At 71.1% G+C, this 17387-nt stretch carries 12 protein-coding genes; 4 read left to right on the forward strand and 8 right to left on the reverse strand.

The window, feature by feature from the left end; genetic code table 11:
* From ETD86_RS42995 to ETD86_RS43020, 6 genes are all read right to left on the reverse strand, one after another.
* Nucleotides 1-1880: dipeptide ABC transporter ATP-binding protein (locus ETD86_RS42995; protein ID WP_138672394.1), on the reverse strand; the 1880-nt coding region annotated here is incomplete at its 3' end.
* Nucleotides 1877-2779, reverse strand: coding sequence for an ABC transporter permease (locus tag ETD86_RS43000; RefSeq protein WP_138672395.1), 903 nt, complete (start codon nucleotides 2777-2779; stop codon nucleotides 1877-1879). The genes ETD86_RS43000 and ETD86_RS42995, both read right to left, overlap by 4 nt.
* Nucleotides 2776-3762 (reverse strand): ABC transporter permease, encoded by a 987-nt coding sequence (locus tag ETD86_RS43005; protein ID WP_138672396.1) that lies wholly within the window; start codon nucleotides 3760-3762, stop codon nucleotides 2776-2778. The genes ETD86_RS43000 and ETD86_RS43005 overlap by 4 nt, the downstream gene beginning before the upstream one ends.
* 128 nt (nucleotides 3763-3890) lie before the next feature.
* A complete protein-coding gene (locus ETD86_RS43010; RefSeq protein ID WP_138672397.1) occupies nucleotides 3891-6239 on the reverse strand; it encodes an AAA family ATPase in 2349 nt (782 codons plus the stop codon).
* 64 nt (nucleotides 6240-6303) lie between these two features.
* Nucleotides 6304-7269 carry a haloalkane dehalogenase gene (locus ETD86_RS43015; protein ID WP_138672398.1) on the reverse strand — a complete coding sequence of 322 codons (966 nt, stop codon included), beginning with the start codon at nucleotides 7267-7269 and terminating at the stop codon, nucleotides 6304-6306.
* Nucleotides 7270-7284: 15 nt separating this feature from the next.
* On the reverse strand, nucleotides 7285-9015 hold the full coding sequence (locus ETD86_RS43020; RefSeq protein WP_138672399.1) for a tetratricopeptide repeat protein: 1731 nt from the start codon (nucleotides 9013-9015) through the stop codon (nucleotides 7285-7287).
* 260 nt (nucleotides 9016-9275) lie between these two features.
* On the opposite strand from ETD86_RS43020, the gene ETD86_RS43025 reads away from it, so the two are divergent.
* Together ETD86_RS43025 and ETD86_RS43030 are read left to right on the forward strand one after the other, a co-directional pair.
* Entirely contained in the window at nucleotides 9276-10805 is a 1530-nt protein-coding gene (locus ETD86_RS43025) for an MFS transporter (protein WP_138672400.1), read from the forward strand.
* A 35-nt stretch (nucleotides 10806-10840) separates the two neighbouring features.
* The gene (locus ETD86_RS43030; RefSeq protein WP_170223568.1) at nucleotides 10841-11512 is read left to right on the forward strand and encodes a DoxX family membrane protein; all 672 of its coding nucleotides are present in this window, start codon (nucleotides 10841-10843) and stop codon (nucleotides 11510-11512) included.
* Nucleotides 11513-11645: 133 nt separating this feature from the next.
* Here the strand turns inward: ETD86_RS43030 and ETD86_RS43035 are convergent, their stop codons facing one another.
* Both ETD86_RS43035 and ETD86_RS43040 read right to left on the reverse strand, forming a co-directional pair.
* Complete coding sequence (locus ETD86_RS43035; protein WP_138672402.1) at nucleotides 11646-13271, reverse strand: outer membrane protein assembly factor BamB family protein; 1626 nt, start codon at nucleotides 13269-13271, stop codon at nucleotides 11646-11648.
* A complete protein-coding gene (locus ETD86_RS43040) occupies nucleotides 13253-14083 on the reverse strand; it encodes a hypothetical protein (RefSeq protein WP_138672403.1) in 831 nt (276 codons plus the stop codon). The genes ETD86_RS43035 and ETD86_RS43040 overlap by 19 nt, the downstream gene beginning before the upstream one ends.
* A 192-nt stretch (nucleotides 14084-14275) precedes the next feature.
* Between ETD86_RS43040 and ETD86_RS43045 the strand changes: the two genes are divergently transcribed.
* On the forward strand, nucleotides 14276-15304 hold the full coding sequence (locus ETD86_RS43045; RefSeq protein WP_138672404.1) for a LacI family DNA-binding transcriptional regulator: 1029 nt from the start codon (nucleotides 14276-14278) through the stop codon (nucleotides 15302-15304).
* A gap of 118 nt (nucleotides 15305-15422) precedes the next feature.
* On the forward strand, nucleotides 15423-17264 hold the full coding sequence (locus ETD86_RS43050; protein WP_211370667.1) for a ricin-type beta-trefoil lectin domain protein: 1842 nt from the start codon (nucleotides 15423-15425) through the stop codon (nucleotides 17262-17264).
* Nucleotides 17265-17387: the final 123 nt, after the last annotated feature.

The following is a 17387-nucleotide window of genomic DNA, read 5'->3' on the forward strand; positions in this document are numbered from 1 at the left end:
CGGCAGCCCGTCGGAGGGTGGGCCGGGCTGGGCAGGTCGCCGTGGAGCAGGATTCGCCGTCGCGTCCGCTCGCGTACCGGATCGGGCAGCGGGATCGCCGACAGCAGCGCCTGCGTGTACGGATGCGCCGGAGCCTCATAGACGGCGTCCACCTGGCCGATCTCGGCGATCCTGCCGAGGTGCATCACCGCGACCCGGTCGGCGATGTAGCGCACCACGGCCAGGTCGTGCGCCACGAACAGATAGGACAGCCCGAGCCTGGCCTTCAGCGCGTCCAGCAGGTTGATCACCCCGGCCTGGATCGACACGTCGAGCGCCGAGACGGGCTCGTCCAGCACCAGCAGCTTGGGCTCCAGCGCGAGCGCCCGGGCGATGCCGATGCGCTGCCGCTGCCCGCCAGAGAAGTCCTGCGGGTAGCGGGCGGCGTGCGAGACCTCGAGCCCGACCAGCGACAGCAGCTCGGCGACCCGCCGTCCCGGAGCGCGCAGCCCGTGGGTCCGCAGCGGCTCGGCCAGGATGTCGTGCACGGTCATGCGCGGGTCGAGCGAGGCCATCGGATCCTGGAAGACGACCTGCATGTCACGCCTGATCGCGGTGCGCTCCGCCCGGCCGACCCGGGCCGTGTCGTGCCCGAGCACGACGATGCGGCCCTCCTGCGGCTTGGCCAGCTCGAGTATCTGCGTCAGCGTGGTCGTCTTGCCGCTGCCCGACTCGCCGACCAGCCCCAGCGTCTCGCCGTGGCGTACGTCGAACCCGACCCCCGCCACGGCGTGCACGGTGCCCACCCGGCGCTTGAACACCGCCCCCCGTACCAGCGGGAAGTCCTTGACCAGGCCGCTGACCTCCAGGACCGTGCGCTCGGCCCGGGCCGCTCTGGGCTCCCGCGCCCCCAGAGCCTCGTGCCGCCCCGGCGGATGGAGCTTCGGCACCTCGTCCCAGCGGATGCACGCCGCCCGGTGCCCCGCCCCGACCTCGAACAGCGGCGGCTCTCCCTCGTCGCACGCGTCCACCTTCATCGGGCAGCGCGGCGCGAACGGGCACCCCGGCGGCAACGCCGCCGGCGAGGGCGGGTTGCCCTCGATCGGCACGAGCGGCCGCCGCCCTCCCCGGTCCACCCGCGGCACGGAGCCCAGCAGGCCCACCGTGTACGGCATGCGCGGCCCGTAGTAGATGTCGTCCACGTCGCCCACCTCGACCGGGCGCCCGGCGTACATGACCAGCACCCGGTCGGCGAACCCGGCCACCACCCCGAGATCGTGCGTGATCATGATGATGGCGGCACCGGTCTTGCGCTGCGCCTTCTTGAGGACCTCCAGCACCTGAGCCTGGATGGTGACGTCGAGCGCCGTGGTCGGCTCGTCGCAGATGATCACATCGGGGTCGTTGGCGATGGCCATGGCGATCACCACACGCTGCCGCATGCCGCCGGAGAACTCGTGCGGGAAGGCCAGCGCCCGCTCGACCGGATGCGGGATGCCGACGAGCTCCAGCAGCTCGATCGCCTTGACCAGGGCGGTCTCCTTGCTGACCCGCTGGTGCACGCGCACCGCCTCGGCGATCTGGTCGCCGATGCGGTAGACCGGCGTGAGCGCCGACAGCGGATCCTGGAACACCATCGAGATCGTCTTGCCACGGAACGCGGTCAGCTCCCGCTCAGGGGCTCCGATCAGCTCCTTGCCGTGCAGCCGCACCGACCCGGTGACGCGCGCGCCGTGCGGCAGCAGCCCCATGACGGCGGCCGAGGTGACGGACTTGCCCGAGCCGGACTCGCCGACGATGCCGAGGACCTCGCCAGGGTGCACGGCGTAGCTGACCCCGCGGACGGCGGGCACGTCGCCGAACGCCACGTTGAGGTCGGTGACCTCGAGGACCGGGCTCATCGTTTCGCCGCCGGGTCGAACGCGTCACGCAGGGCGTCGCCGATGAGGTTGACCGCGAGCACCGTGACCACCAGCAGCCCGGCCACGAACCAGAACGTCCACGGCGCGTACGTGGCCGTCTTGGAGCCGTCGGCGATGAGCGTGCCGAACGACACGTCCGGCGGCCGGATGCCGAACCCGAAGTACGACAGCGAGGTCTCGGTGAGTATCGCGGCGCTGACGTTGAGCGTGGCGTCCACGATCAGCAGCGACGACAGGTTGGGGATCACGTGCCGGAACACGATCCGCGCCGGCGGCACCCCCATGTAGCGGGCGGCCTGGATGAACTCCCGCTCCTTCAGCGAGATCGCCATCCCCCTGACGATCTTCGAGGTGACCATCCACAGGAACAACGCCAGCATGATCACGAACAGCGGCCACTGCCCCGACTCGAACAGCGGCGACATGATCGCCAGGATCAGAAACCCGGGCAGCACGAGCAGTAGGTCGGTCACCCAGCTCAGCACCCGGTCGGTCCACCCCAGGAAGTAGCCGGAGAACGCTCCCACCACCGCCGCGAGCGCCGTGGACACCAGAGCCGCCAGCAGGCCCACGACCAGCGACTTCTGCATGCCGCGCAGCGTCAGCGCATAGACGTCGGCACCCGTCTGGAGCGTTCCGAACCAATGGGACGACGACGGCGGCTGCAGGAACGCGGTGAAATCCTTGTCCGTGTAGCTCCACCGGCTGAACAGCGGCCCGGCGAACGCCAGCAGGAACATCAGCGCCAGCACCACGAACCCGGCCACCCCCTGGCGGGAGCGGAAGAACCGCCCGGCGACCACACGCATCCGTGACGGGCTCCTGGCCAGGACGCCGTCGGACAGTTCCTCGGCTACTTCCTCCTCGTGCAGGGTCATCGGGCCCGCACCCTGGGATCGAGCGCCGCGTGCAGCAGGTCGGCGGCCAGCGAGGCGCACAACACGGCGATGGCGGCCAGGCAGGAGATGGCCGCGACGGTGTTGACGTCGTTGCTGAAGATCGAGTTGATCAGCTGCTCGCCCAGCCCGTGCCAGCCGAAGATCTTCTCCGTGAACGTCGCCCCCGTCAGCAGCGCTCCGAACATGAACGCGAAATAGGTGACCACCGGGATCAGCGCCGTCCGCAGGGCGTGCCTGACGAGCGCCTTGCGCCTGCTGAGCCCCTTGGCCATGGCGGTGCGCAGGAAGTCGGCGCCCAGCACGTCGAGCATCATGTTGCGCTGGTAGCGGCTGAAGACCGCGATGAGGCCGATGGACAACGAGATCGTCGGCAGGATCAGGTGCTGCAGCCGGTCCACGGCCTGACCCCAGAACCCCGCGTCCAGGCCGTCGCTGTATTCGCCGCTGACGAGGAACACCTGGCGGCCGAAGAGGCGCTCGTTGGCCCAGGTGGCCGTCAGAATCATCATGTTGGCCAGCACGACCACCGGCACGGCGAGCACCACGAACGACAGGCCGGTCGAGAGCCGGTCGAACCAGCCGTACTGCCGGACCGCCGCCAGCGCCCCGAGCAACACCCCGAGCGCGCTCCCGAAGAGCAGGCCCAGGATGACCAGCCGGAACGTGACGCCCATGCGGCGCTTGAGATCCTCGTTGACCGGCGAGCCCGTGACCGCCTTGCCGAAGTCGCCGCGGAGCACGCCGGTCGCCCAGGTGGCGTAACGCTGCAGCAGCGGCGTCTTGTCATTGAGGTTGAGCGCGGTGAGCTGGGCGTCCACGACGGCGGGAGGTGGCTTGGGCGTGCGGTCGGCGTAGTTGGAGCGCGGGTCCAGGGCCGTGGCCGCCAGCAGGTAGGCGAGACTGGCGGCGACTCCGACGAGCACGGCGTACGAGAGGAGCCTGCGGACCAGGAATCCGGCCATCGTCCCCCCTCCGACGCGCACGGCCTGTGAGTGAACCTGAAGGTGGCCCACCGTAGTCATATTGCTACACCATGCGACCGGCTCCGCGCACGCAACCGCCGGAGAACATCAGGGCCGCGGCCGGAGCGTCAGCGTCCGGAAAGCTCGTCCACCGCCGTCGCGACGTCCTCGCTCGTGATCGTGGTCAGGTCGGCCGAGCTGGCGGACCCGCCGCGCGCGGCGTGCGCGGCCAGCCGCACGTCGCGGCGCATGGACGCGCGCTCGAACAGGGACCTGGCGAAGCGGCCGTTGCCGAGCCCGTCGATCAGCCGCTCCTCGCACACCCAGGCGAAGACCTCGTCGAGGTTGCGCAGCGCGTCCTCGTCGAAGGTGTCGCCCGATCTCTCCGCGAGCAGCACCGCGATCTGGGTCAGCTCCCGCGGCGAGTAGCTGGGGAAGGCCACCCGCTGGTTGAACCGGCTGGCCAGACCGGGGTTGGTGGCCAGGAACGCGTCCATCTCGCGTTCGTAGCCGGCCAGCACGATGACGAGCCGGTCGCGGTCGTCCTCCGCCCGCTTGAGCAGGGTCTGCACGGCCTCGGCGCCGAACGCGTCGCCGCCCTGGTAGCCGGGGTTGACCAGGCTGTAGGCCTCGTCGATGAACAACACCCCGCCGATCGCCCGGTCGACCAGCTCGTTGGTCTTGATCGCGGTCGCGCCGAGGTGCTGGCCCACCAGGTCGGCCCGGTGCGCCTCGACCACGTCCGGCCTGGCCAGCAGGCCGAGCGCGGCGAAGATCCGCCCCAGCACCCTGGCGACCGTGGTCTTGCCGGTGCCGGGCGGGCCGGCGAACACGAAGTGCCGCATCTGCTGCGGCGTCGGCAGGCCGCGCTCCTGCCGCATCCGCGCCACCTGCAGCTGGGCGGCGATCGCGTGCACCTGCCGCTTGACCGGCGCCAGGCCCGCCATCCTGTCGAGGTCGGCCAGCGCCTCCTCCAGCGTGGGCGTGGCGACGTAGCCGCGGAAACGCGCGGTCAGCTCCTCGAACGCCTTCGTCACGTCGGCCGTCATGGTCGTCACCAGGTCCTGGGTGCTCGGCGTGCCGCCGGCGCCCACCACGCGTACGTCGCGGGCCTGCGCGGCGGCCTCGACGAGGCTGCGCGCGAACCTGGCGTTGCCCAGCTCGTCGACCAGGCCGCGCCGGTGCACGTTCTCGTACATGCCGAGCAGCACACGCCTGGTGTCCTGGTCCATCGTGTCGCCCCTGCGCCGCTGGAGCAGCTCGGTGACCTCGACCAGCTCGGCGGGGGAGTAGCCGGGGAACCGCACCCGCGTGGCGAACCTGCTGGCCAGGCCCGGGTTGCTGGACAGGAACGAGCTCATCTCCTGCTCGTAGCCGGCCAGGATGATGATCACCCGGTCGCGGTCGTCCTCGGCTCGCTTGAGCAGGGTCTGCACGGCCTCGGCGCCGAACCGGTCGGGCTGGCCGTCGGAGGAGTTGATCAGCCCGTACGCCTCGTCGATGAACAACACCCCGCCGAGCGCCCGGTCGACCAGCTCGTTGGTCTTGATCGCGGTCGCGCCCAGGAACTCGCCCACCAGGTCGGCCCGCTGGGCCTCGACCACGTAGGGGGTCTCCAGCAGGCCGAACGCGTAGAAGATCTTGGCGAGCGCACGGGCCACGCTGGTCTTGCCGGTGCCCGGCGGCCCGGCGAACACGAAATGCCTGGTGGGCCGCTCGGCGGTGTAGCCGGCCTCGGCCCGCAGCCTGGAGGCCTCGATGGAGGCGGCGATCGATCGCACCTGCTCCTTGACCGGGGCCAGCCCGATCATGCTCTCCAACTCGCCGAGCGCCTCCTCCACGGAGATCTGCGGCAGCGCGCCGCCCCGGTCGTGCGTGGACTCCGGCCTGCCTTCCCGCACCCTGACCCGGACCTGCTCCTCGACGGCAGCGCTGGCCGCCTTGGCCCGGCGGGCGAGCACGAAGCGGTAGACGAGCACGCACAGCGCCACGCCATAGCCCACCCACATCGAGACGGCAGGCGACACAGGGGCCACCGCCGCGGCGAGCATCCCCGCGGGAACGAGCGCCGCCAGCGTGGTCACCCACGGCGTCACCCAGCGGATGAGGTGCGCGGCGGCGGCCACGAGGACGGCCAGCCCCACCATCAGGTGCACGGCCGTGGAACCGGGCGGATAGAGCGCTTGGAACAGATACAACGCCCCCACGCCCCAGCCCACCACCACCAGCGTGGTGGCGGCGGCGCGAGGGAAACGCATGGTCAGCGCGACGAAGGCGAGGAGCACCAGCGTTGTGACGAAGGTCGTGGGCAGGTACCAGCCGAGCGCCGCGCCCACTCCCATGGTGGCGACCAGCACGACCACGTAGAGCACCCGGCGCACGGCCTGGGGAATCTGGAAATAACGCTCTCGCACCTGCTCGAACAGATCCCGCGCTGCGGCCCGCCCCGCGGCCTGGGCCCTGCCGGACTCACGCATCACGCCTCCCCGGTCCGCCCCCGGTTATACCGCACGGGACCGAGTATTGGGGGCTCCTGACACGCTAGGTGGAGGTCACGAAAACGGCGATCTGCCGCCCGAGTTCCGCGCCCGCGTCCTCCTGGAGGAAGTGTCCCGCACCCTTGATGACGGGATGTGCCAGGCCGGACGTGCCTGAGATCGTTTTGAGCAGAATGGGCGCCATGCCCCCGGTGATCGGATCGCCGTCGGAGAACGCCACCAGGAACGGCCGATCGAGCGTCGTGAGGACCTCCCAGGCAGCGCGGTTGGCGGGCGCGGCGGGATCGTCGGGGGAGATCGGCACGAGCCCCGGCATGGCACGCGGACCCGCCTTGTAAGACTCGTCGGGGAACGGCGCGTCATAGGCCGCCCGCACCTCTGGAGACAGCTCCCTCTTGCAGCCCGCCTGAACCAGCCGGCCGATATCGAGCACCGGAGCCTTCAGCACCGCGTCCTTGAACCGATGCCACACCTCGGGCATGGGAATGTCACCCGTGGGCAAGCCCGTGTTGGCCGCCACGATCCTGGCGATCCTCCCTGGGTGTTCGGCCGCGATCCGCAACCCGATCAGCCCGCCCCAGTCCTGGCCGACCACGGTGACGCCGCTCAGGTTGTGCTTCCCGGCCGAGCCTCGGCCCGGCGCGCTTCGCTGGACGTCCTCGCTTCGCTGCGGACCCAGTTGAAGCACGTCGAACAGCAGGGCGCGGGTCCACTCGACGTGCATGGCGTAGGAGTGGTCGGCGATGTCGGCCGGCTTGTCGGAGCGGCCGAACCCGATCAGGTCGACCGCGATCGCGCGCAGCCCGGCCGCGGCCAGCTCGGCCATGACATGCCGGTAGAGGAACGACCAGGTCGGCTCGCCGTGCAGCAGCACGACGGGCTCGCCGCCGGGCGGCCCCGCCTCCACGTAGGCCATGCGCAGGCCCTCCGCGACGTCGGCGTACCGGGGCTCGTAAGGGAAATCGGGGAGATCCGCGAATCGTTCCTCGGGCGTGCGCAGCGTTCGCATAGAACTAAATTCTAGTCACCGGCGCTGGTGCCGCCCAGGGAATTCGCCGACGAGCACCTCTTTGGGGGTGACGCGCAGGATGTCCGAGTCGGGCAGGGCGATGCCGCGCACCTCCACCCAGAACCGCCGCTGCAGCGGGTCGGCCGCGAACACCGCCACCCGGGGGTCGGCCTCGATCGCCTCCCATGCCTCGGTCTCGGCGATCAGCCGCAGCTCGCCGGTGGACGTGACGGACGCGGCCGCGCCCACGACCCTGGGGCCCAGTTGGTCGCCGTACGACAGCACGATGCTCCGGGCGTACGAGAAGGTCTGGCGCACCTCAGGGGTCAGCGCGACGGACGGTGCGGCGCCCATGGGCAGGTCGCACATGATCAGAGAGGCCCGCCACGGCCCAGGGCCGCCCCGCCACCACGCACGCAGCGCCCGAGCCGCGAACACGATCACCGCCGCGCCCAGCGCGCCGAGGCCGATCCGCCACGCCCACGCCGAGCCCAGCAGCCCGCCCGCCGCGCAGGTCACGGCAGCCAGCACCACGAACGCCGTCGCGGCGATCAGCCACGCGTCGTCGCGGTAGCGGGCACGCAGGTAACCGCGCACCATCGGGTACGGCACCGCCAGCGCCGCCAGGGCGGCCCGGGGCTCCACCGCGAGCGCCCCGCCCACCACCGGCACCAGGACCGACCAGGTTCTGCAGAGCAGGATCCAGAGCGTGACGCCGGTGTTCCTCCTGGCGGTGCGGTCGGCGCCGGCCAGAATCGACTGCTCCAGCGCCGCCAGCGGGCGGCCCCGCCACGCCTCGGCCAGTGCCCGCACGGCCGCGAGCGCCGGCCAGCCCAGAACCACGATGCCCGCCAACCCCGCCCACACCGGATCGAACGAGGACGGCACCGCCGGCACCACCCCCAGCAACAACCATGCGGCGAACGCCAGGACCGACACCGCGGCCGACACGACGCCCGCACCCAGCCACGGATCCCTGCCGAACATCGCGGGCACGTACGTCCAGAGGCGGACCCGCCGCGCCTGCCTGACCGTGAGCGGCACCAGCAGGACGAGCACCGCGAACCCGCCGAACTGCGCCTGGGCGCCCCAGTCGAAGAACAACGCCGACACCGCGACGGCCACCGTGGCGACGGCGACCAGCAGTCGCGACTGCCGCGACCACACCTCCAACGCCCGCCTGGCCCGGCCGGTGTCGCGCGGGTCCACCGGCCAGGCCGGATCGTGGTGCGGGCGCGGCCGGTCCCAGCGCAGCAACGACAGGCCCAGATTGACCCGGGCCTGCAGATGCCCGGAGTCGGCGGCGAGCGCCTGCAGGTAGGTGCACTCGGCGCCGGCGTGGTCGCCCCGCAGCAGCGCCAGGTCGCCCAGCATCACCTCGGGATCGGGCTCCTCCGGCGCGAACTTCTTGGCCAGCTCCGCGTGCCCGACCGCCTCCTGCCAGCGGCCCGGCGTCCTGCGCAGGATCGCGGCCAGGCGCAGGCGGGCCGGCCAGGAGCCGCGCGCCAGGTCCACCGCCCGCTCCGCCGGAGGCACCGCGTCGGCATCGCGGCCCAGCCGCTCGTGGGCGAGGCTGATGAGCCGGTACGCCCACTCCGCGCCGGGATCCAGGTCCGCGGCCCGGCGCGCGGCGTCCAGCGCGGACTCGGGACGGCCGGCATTCAGCCTGGTCAGGGCCTCGTCACACCAATCGCGTGAGGACCCATCCGGAATATCGTCATTGCCGCTACTTCCATCGGTCCTCACGTGGTCCATGATCGGCTGGCGGGCGAATGTTGGATAGATACCGACATATGGCTGTATCTCTCTAGAGAGGTACGGGCCACCCTGGATCAGGCGATACCGCTATGAGAAGCGCGTCGCATAGCCTAAGCTGCCACGCAAGCCGGAGCGCGCGAGCCGGGACGCCAGAGCTCGAAAGGAGCGAGCGTCGAGGCGCGGTTCGCAAGCGGCCGACCGGATAGCACGTGCGGGCCCTGTCAACGGATCGGCCTGCAAGGAGGCCCATGACCGTCACACAGGCCGCACCCCTCGTACGGACTGCCGATCGCGGGCGCGGTGACCGCCGCTGGTCCATTCTCGTCCTGCTCTGCCTGAGCCTGCTGCTGATCACTGTCGACGCCACGGTGCTGCACATCGCGGTGCCCGCGCTGACGGCCGCGCTGGAGCCGTCCGCGGTGCAACTGCTGTGGATCATCGACATTTACTCGCTGGTGGTCGCGCCGCTGCTGATCATGTTCGGCACGCTCGGTGACAAGTACGGACGCAAACGGCTGGTCCTGTGCGGCTACGTCCTGTTCGGGGTGGCCTCGGCGGCGGCCGCGTTCGCCCCGACGCCGCTGACGCTGATCCTTGCCAGGGCGCTGCTCGGCGTCGGCGGCGCCATGATCATGCCGGCCACGCTCTCGCTCATCCGCCAGGTGTTCACCGACCGGCGCGAGCGGGCCATCGCGCTGGGCGTCTGGAGCGCGGTCGCCGCGGCAGGGGCGGCCGTCGGGCCGCTCATCGGCGGCGTGCTGGTCGGCGTCTGGTGGGGCTCGGTGTTCCTCATCAACGTGCCGATCCTGCTGGTGCTGCTGCCCGCCGCCGTGCGCCTGCTGCCCGAGTCGGCCTTGCGCAAGGGACAGCCGTGGGACGCCGTCAGCGCGGTGTTGTCGGTGCTCGGGATCCTCGCGCTGGCGTTCGGGCTCAAGGAGGCCGGCTCGGGCAGTCTGATGCCGCTGTGGGCCTCCGTGCTGGTGTTCCTGGCCGGGCTCGCGCTGCTGGTCGTGTTCGTCCGGCGGCAGACCCGGTTGCGCGTGCCGCTGCTGGAGGTCGGGTTGTTCCGGCGGCGGGAGTTCGCCATCGGTGTGGCGGGCGTGCTGCTCGGCGTGTTCGCGCTGGTGGGGCTGCAGCTCATGCTCGCCCAATACCTGCAACTCGTGCTCGGCGACAGCCCGCTGCGTGCCGCGGTCAGGATGTTGCCGCTGGTGTTGTCGGCCATCGCCGGCGGGCTCGCCGCGGCCCACATCCTGCCCAAGATCGGCATGCGGGCCACGATGAGCGGCGGTCTCGGGCTCGTCGCGCTGGCCCTGACCCCCACGCTGGGCTGGGGCGTCGAAGGTCACCCCGTGATGCTGGCGATCTGCTTCGTCGGCATCGGGTTCGGGGTGCAGGTGGCGCTGCTCGCCGCCTCCGACACGATCATGACCTCGGCCTCGGAGTCCCAGGCGGGCGGCGCCGCGGCCATCGAGGAGACCGCGTACGAGCTGGGCGCGGGAATGGGCGTGGCCGTGCTCGGCACGATCACCGCGATCGCCTACGCCCCCGGGCTGCCCGCCGTTGCAGGAGTGTCCGAGGGCGGCATGGACAAGGCCAGGCAGTCACTCGCCTCGGCGGCGCACGTCGCGCACGAGGTCGGCGGCAGCGCGGGCGGCGCGCTGCTCGACGCCGCCCGGTGGGCCTTCGTCAACGCCCTGCACACGACCGTGGTCGTGAGCGTCGTTCTGCTGAGCCTGACCGCCGTCGCGGTGGCCATGCTGCTCAGCCGTGATTGAGGTGTGCCATGTCCCCAGTAGGGCAGACAATTACCGTGAAACAGGTCCTTCGTGATCTTGCTGCTTTAGTCGCCCGCGTCGGAGTGGGCGGCATTTTCTTCGCCAACGGCTGGACCAAGCTGGAAAACGGTCTCATCAACACCGGGGCGAAATTTCTCGAGCAGGGCGCGCCCGCGCCCCAAGCCTGGGCCACGGTCACCATGCTCTCCGAGCTCATCGGCGGCGCGCTGCTGATCGCCGGGCTGGCGGTGTCCGTCACCGGGCTCATCCTGTTCGCCGAGGCACTGGCGGTGTTCCTGGTCGCGACGCCGCTCAACCCGATCACCACGAACGAGCTGATCCTCCTCGGAGCCGCGTCCCTCCTGCTCGCCGTGGTGGGAGCCGGGCGGGTGTCGGTGGATCACATGGTGGTGATCCGGCGGAGGGAGTCGGAGGCGGCGGAGGAGTTCGCCGCCGACAACGAGGCGGACCGTGTCATCGCCTCGCTCCGTGAGCCGGACGCGTCCGCTCAGGCGTCGACTCCGGACGACGAACCGCCTCCGGAGGTCTCACCGACGGACGACACGGCGCCGCACCCCCGGCCGCGTGCCCAGGCCGCCGAGTCCAAACGGGGCGACGACCCGGCCCCCGTTCCCGCGCCGGGTGACACGCTGGTGGCGGGCCGCAAGAAACCCGCACCCCGCGGCCGCCGCCCGACGACCGACTGACCCTGCCCTCGGCAGGTCGGCGCCCTCACGCCTGCGCCGTGCCCGGGGTGCGCGGCGCGGACGTGACCCATGTCCACGTCCGCTGCCTGGTCACCGGGCGCGGACGTGACCCACGTCCACGTCCGCCGTCTGGTCACCGGGCGCGGAGGTGGGCGGCCACCGCGAGGGCGGCGCGGCGCGTGGTGGCGGGGTCGCCGACGGCCTGGACCTTGGCGATCACCCCGCCGCCGACGACCCAGGCGAAGGTGCGCAGGTCGTCGCGGTCCATGTCGGAGCTCAGGTACGCCCCTTCGCCCAGCCGCTCGGCGTCCTCATCCGCGGCGAGGATCGTGCCGGCCAGCCGCTCGGCGTCCGCGGCGGTCGCGGCCACCCAGGTGACCGCCACCCGCACCAGCGCCTCCGAGTCCCGGGGCGGCGCGAACTCGCACACATCCGGCTTCGGCCAGCGCAGACCCAGATGATCCTCGATCATCGGGACCGCCACATATCCCGGCAAGGCGCCGGGATCGAGCAACGCGCACGCGTCCGGCCAGCGCTCCGGCGGCACCGCCAGCGGCGGCCGCTCGACCGGCCCGTCGCGGAACCGATAGGCCGTCACCCGGTCGTCGCCAGGATGCGCCTCGTAGACCAGCACGTCCCGACCGGTGGCCCCGATGACCGCACTGCCTTGATCGCTGACGGGAAGGGGCAGCACGACCCGCGCACCGTCCGCCAGCGAGACGACCTCGATGAGACGGGCAGCGAGTTCGTGGTCCACGGACCCCACGGCGTGGCCGGCGATCAGCGTGTGAGCGCCGGGCAGATACCCCTCGGCGGACTCCACGGGCTCGAGCGGCATGAGCGACTTGTGCCAGACGACCCGACCGTCACGGGAGCCGACCGCGGTCATCATCCGGGCTCCGCCCTCACTGCGCACCAGCAGGGTCACCTCACCGTCGCTCACCGCGCCCGGCCGGGCGACGTTCGGGTACGTGTGACGCGCTCGGGCGATCAGCCGGCCGCGCGCGTCCAGAACGGTGAGCCGTTCCGCCCCCGTGGCCATGATCAGGCGAGTGGAGGAGACGTCGGCGCGCGCGATCTCCTCGCGGCTGCCCTGGACACGATGGGCCCACGTGACGCGCCCGGCGCGCATGTCCACGCCGTGCAAGGTCAGCGATCCGTCCCGGCAGTTCTGGACGATGACCGCGAGCTCGGACTCGAGCAACTCGTATTCAGCGCACCCCTGGGGCCATGGCACCGTCCAGGCATCGCGCCCGGTCTCCGGGTCGACCCCGCGCAGGCCGCCCTTCGACGCCCACACGATGCCGCCGCGCGTGACGGCCGTCCTGGGGAGGAACGCGGCCACCGGCACGTCCGCGAACGAGAACCGGCGCGACCACTTTGCCTGGCCGGTGACCGGGTCGTGCACGGTGATCTGCTCGCCGGGCCGTTCGTCGGTGCGGATCGCGAGCAGTCCCCCCACGAACTCCGTGTCGACGCGCAGACCGCCGTACGGCTCACTCAGCGGGAACGTGCGCAGCACCTGCCCCGTCGTCGCGTCGTGCACGCGGACCGCGGGCGGCCGGGCCGAGGGCAAAGCGACCAGTGACCGGCCGGCGATCGTGGCCACGGGCACGCTGACGTGGAAGCCCTCGTCGCCGAGCGGTCCCACGCCGGCCGTCCAGGCGACGTCGAACGAAGGGCTTCCTCGCCAGGCCGCCCCGCTCCCCGCGGCGCAGGCGAGGACCAGCAGCGCGGCGATCAGCGCCCGGCCGCGCATGCCCGTCCCGCCATGAAGATCTCGCAGGCCGCACGTCCCCTGACGGGACGCAGCCCGGCACCCGTGTTGCGGTAGACCATGTTGTAGCCGGTGTAGACCCGGGGAGCCCCGGTGAGCCGGAACGGCCGCCCCTTCCGGCCGGTCACCGTGAAGATCTCCTCCTTCCCGCTGCCCGCCTCCACGTACCTGACCTCCAGCACGAACGTGTGGCTGTGCGCCCCGGCCTCGATCTCGAGGCCGAGCTCCGTCTGCTGCCCGCGTTTCAACGACAGGCTGTGGTCGCCGAAGAAGGGACGCCCAGGTTTTTGCGCGCCGGCGAAGAACTTGTCCCGGGAATTGAGGTCCACGGACAGCTGTGGATTATCGGACACCCCTTCTTGAGGGAATTCCACGAAAGCGTGAGTGACGATCGGCTGCCGTGGTGAAATCTCCTTCACCCGCACATCGGTGACGCGGATGAGGTCTCGATTGGACTCGAGGACGACGCGCACCGTCATGCGGTTCACCCATGCGCCGCCCAGCCTCGCGGCCACGTCGATGAACGCCTCGTCCTCGAACCGCCCGCTCAGGAAGACGGCCCGATCCCGGGGGGAGCCGGGCAGGGCCGCCACGGCCAGGTCGGAGCCGTGGCCGGTGCCGGGCAGCACAGTGGCCAGCATCGGCGGCTTGCCGGCGCCGAGCAGGTCGGCCGGGCGTACGACGAGGCCGAACACGTCGGTCGCCCAGGCGGTGGCGACGGCGGTGACGAGCGTGCCGAGCCACAGAAGGGCCTTGGCGAGTTTCCCGCTCTCGGAATCATCTCTTTCCGGCACGAGAAATAGTCCCCCTCGCAGGTCGGGCGCGGCTTTCCGGGGCGACAATCTAACGCATGGAAATAGCGGGCGAGCGGCTGTTGAAGAAATGGCTGCCGCGAATAAATCCGGGCTTTCCGTGAAATGTCGGAACTACACCCCGGCGGGAGCCGGTGGCTATCCTGGCGGCAGTGTTCGGAGCAGGGGGCGTGGATGGCGGCCAGGGCGAGCAGGATGCGCGCGACGGTGCGGGACGTCGCGGCCGAGACCGGCCTGTCCATCGCCACCGTCTCCCGCGTGCTCAACGGCCAGTCCAACGTCGCCCCACACACCCGCGAGCTGGTGCTGCGCGCCGTCGGCAGGCTGGGGGAGCAGGCGCCGCGGCCGCGCGCGGCGCAGGAGACCCCAGGTGGCGCGATCTACGTACGCTGCCCGTACCTGCTGACCGACTATTTCGGGCTCATCGTCTCCTCCGTGGGCGAGACGATCGAGCTGCACGGTCGTCAGATGATCCTCGGTGCGGGGGAGGCCGCGCAGGGCGCCGCCGTGCTGCCCGGCCTGCCCGACCGGCCGGGTGTCGCGGGCGCGATTCTGATCCTGCCTCCTGAGCCGGGCGAGGAGCTCGTACGCCTGCGCGACCGCGGCTTCCCCTTCGTGGTGATCGACCCGAGCACGCCGGCGCCGAAGGACGTCCCCGCGGTGTCGGCCGCCCATTCCGCGGGCGCGCGGGCGCTGATGGCGCACGTCGCCGGACTGGGCCACCGCCGGGTCGGGATCATCGGCGGCCCGGAGGCGTGGTTGTCCAGCGAGGCCAGGCTGGCCGGATACACCGCCTCGCTGGCCGACGCCGGTGTGCTGCCCGAGCCCGGCCTGCTGCGCAGCGTGCCCGAGCCGACCGTCGAGCACGGCTACCGGGCGGCCGGCGAGCTGCTCGATCTGCCGGAGCGGCCCACGGCGCTGGTGGCGTTCAACGACAAGATGGCGGTCGGCGCGTTGCGGGCGGCGGCCGAGCGCGGGCTGAGCGTGCCCGGCGACCTGTCGGTGGCGGGCTTCGACGACATCGACGTCAGCCGGGCGACGTCACCGGCGCTCACCACCGTCCGCCAGCCCCTGCAGGAGATGGGACGGATGGCGGTCTCGCTCCTGATGCGCCTGCTCGGCAGGCACGCCGTGGAGGCCCTGCACGTCTCACTGGCCACCGAGCTGGTCGTCCGGGGCTCCACGGGACCGGCTCCGCGCTGATTGTTTCATTTGTTACAGGCCTTGACGGCGCATTTTGCCCGTGGTGTCGTAGGTAAAGTTTCTTATCTGTTTCATTTGTTTCAGCGACATCACCCCCCGGCCAGAAAGGACTCCAGCCGTGTCCAGAATCCTTCTCGCGCTGGCCTGCGCCGCCTTATGGCTGGCCGTGCCCGCCCCGGCGGCGGCCGCCGGCGAGCAGGTGAACGTCTGGCTCACCACCACCTCCGACTCCGGCGGCCGGAACGTCACCCGCGGCCTCCAGCAACAGAGCCCCATCACGTTCGGCCCCGCGGGCGGCACCGCCGACCACACGATCACGGTCAACGAGAACGCCACGTACCAGCAGTTCGAGGGTGGCGGCGCGTCGATCACCGACACCACCGCGTACCTGCTGCGCGGCGGACCCGTCAGCGCGGCCACCAGGGACGCGGTGATGCGCAAGCTGTTCTCGCCGGCGGACGGCATCGGGCTGTCGTTCGTCCGCAACCCGATCGGCGCCTCCGACCTGTCCCGCCCCGGCATGGTGTCGCTCGACGACACCTGCTGCGACCTGAACGACTTCGGCGCCAACGGCTACGACACGAACGTCCGCCTGCTCAGCGCCCAGGCCAAGCAGCTCAACCCCGCGCTGCGGGTCAAGGGTGTGCCGTGGAGCGCACCCGGCTGGATGAAGGACAACGGCCGGATGGACCAGATGGGCTGGCTGAAGTGGGAGTACTACGGCATGTACGCCCAGTACCTGGTCAAATACGTGCAGAGCTACCAGGCCGCCGGCATCCCGGTGGACTACATCTCGGTCCAGAACGAGCCCAACTGCTGCCAGGCCGCCAACCCGCCGGCCATGAACTACCCGGGCATGTCCTGGAACGCCTCCGGCCTCATCGAGCTCACCAAGAACTTCGTCTACCCGGCGTTCCGGGCCGCCGGGATCACCACGAAGGTTCTCGTCCACGACTGGAACTACGGCGACTACGGCCAGATCGGCGGCCCGATCCTGGCCGACGCGGCGCTGCGCAACGACCCGCTGTTCGGCGGCATCGCCTGGCACGGCTACTGGGGCGACCCGGCGGTCGGCACGCAGGTGCACGACCAGTACCCGTCGGTGCCGCAGTTCAGCACCGAGCACTCGGGCGGCACCTGGATCGGCAATCAGCACAACGAGGACATGGCCGACATCGTGACCTATGCCCGCAACTGGAGCCGCAGCCTGGTGAAGTGGAGTTTGGCGCTCAACCAGTTCATGGGCCCGCACAACGGCGGCTGCGGCACGTGCACCGGCCTGATCACCGTCCAGGAGGGCGGCGCCCGCGCCGGCCAGGTGGACTACACGATCGAGTACTACACGACCGGCCACCTCACCAAGTTCGTCAAGCCGGGGGCGTACCGGATCGACTCGACCGCCAACGGCACGGTCCAGAACGTCGCCTGGCGCAACCCCGACGGCTCCAAGGCGCTGATCGCCCACAACGGCGGGACGTCGGCCCAGTCGATCAGGATCGGCTGGGGCGCCCAGTCCTTCGTGTACACGCTGCCCGCCCGCACCACAGCCACCTTCACCTGGTCAGGCGGCCAGGGCACGAGCGGCGGCCCGATCACCGGCCTGGGCGGCAAGTGCATTGACGTGGCCGGCGGCAGCAGCGCCGACGGCACCCCCGTTCAGCTCTACACCTGCAACGGCACGGCCGCCCAGCAGTGGACCCGCCCCGGCGACGGCACGCTGCGCGCGCTCGGCAAGTGTCTCGACGTGGTCGACCGCGGCACCGCCGACGGGAGCAAGCTGCAGTTGTGGTCGTGCGGCGGCGGCGCCAACCAGCAGTGGACCCACACCGCGGGCCGCGACCTGGTGAACCCGGCCGCGGACAAGTGCGCCGACGTCACCGGCAACACCAGCGCCGACGGCACCCGCCTGCAGATCTGGACCTGCACGGGCGCCGCCAACCAGAAGTGGACCCTCTCCTAGACGAATGAGTCCAAGGGATCGCCTGCGGAAATAGGGTGAGGGTGTCCAAGATCATTGTGTGACGAACGACCTGAACACCCTCGCCACCGCACTCTATGTGAAGATCGACGACACGCTGAAGGC

This window comes from Nonomuraea turkmeniaca (assembly GCF_005889735.1).
Classification (GTDB): domain Bacteria; phylum Actinomycetota; class Actinomycetes; order Streptosporangiales; family Streptosporangiaceae; genus Nonomuraea; species Nonomuraea turkmeniaca.

Excerpts from the sequence above, each read along its gene's own strand:
- ETD86_RS43000 (WP_138672395.1), bottom strand. The coding sequence starts at position 2,779 with ATGACCCTGCACGAGGAGGAAGTAGCCGAGGAACTGTCCGACGGCGTC.
- ETD86_RS43005 (WP_138672396.1), bottom strand. The coding sequence starts at position 3,762 with ATGGCCGGATTCCTGGTCCGCAGGCTCCTCTCGTACGCCGTGCTCGTC.
- ETD86_RS43010 (WP_138672397.1), bottom strand. The coding sequence starts at position 6,239 with ATGCGTGAGTCCGGCAGGGCCCAGGCCGCGGGGCGGGCCGCAGCGCGG.
- ETD86_RS43015 (WP_138672398.1), bottom strand. The coding sequence starts at position 7,269 with ATGCGAACGCTGCGCACGCCCGAGGAACGATTCGCGGATCTCCCCGAT.
- ETD86_RS43025 (WP_138672400.1), top strand. The coding sequence starts at position 9,276 with ATGACCGTCACACAGGCCGCACCCCTCGTACGGACTGCCGATCGCGGG.
- ETD86_RS43035 (WP_138672402.1), bottom strand. The coding sequence starts at position 13,271 with ATGCGCGGCCGGGCGCTGATCGCCGCGCTGCTGGTCCTCGCCTGCGCC.
- ETD86_RS43045 (WP_138672404.1), top strand. The coding sequence starts at position 14,276 with ATGGCGGCCAGGGCGAGCAGGATGCGCGCGACGGTGCGGGACGTCGCG.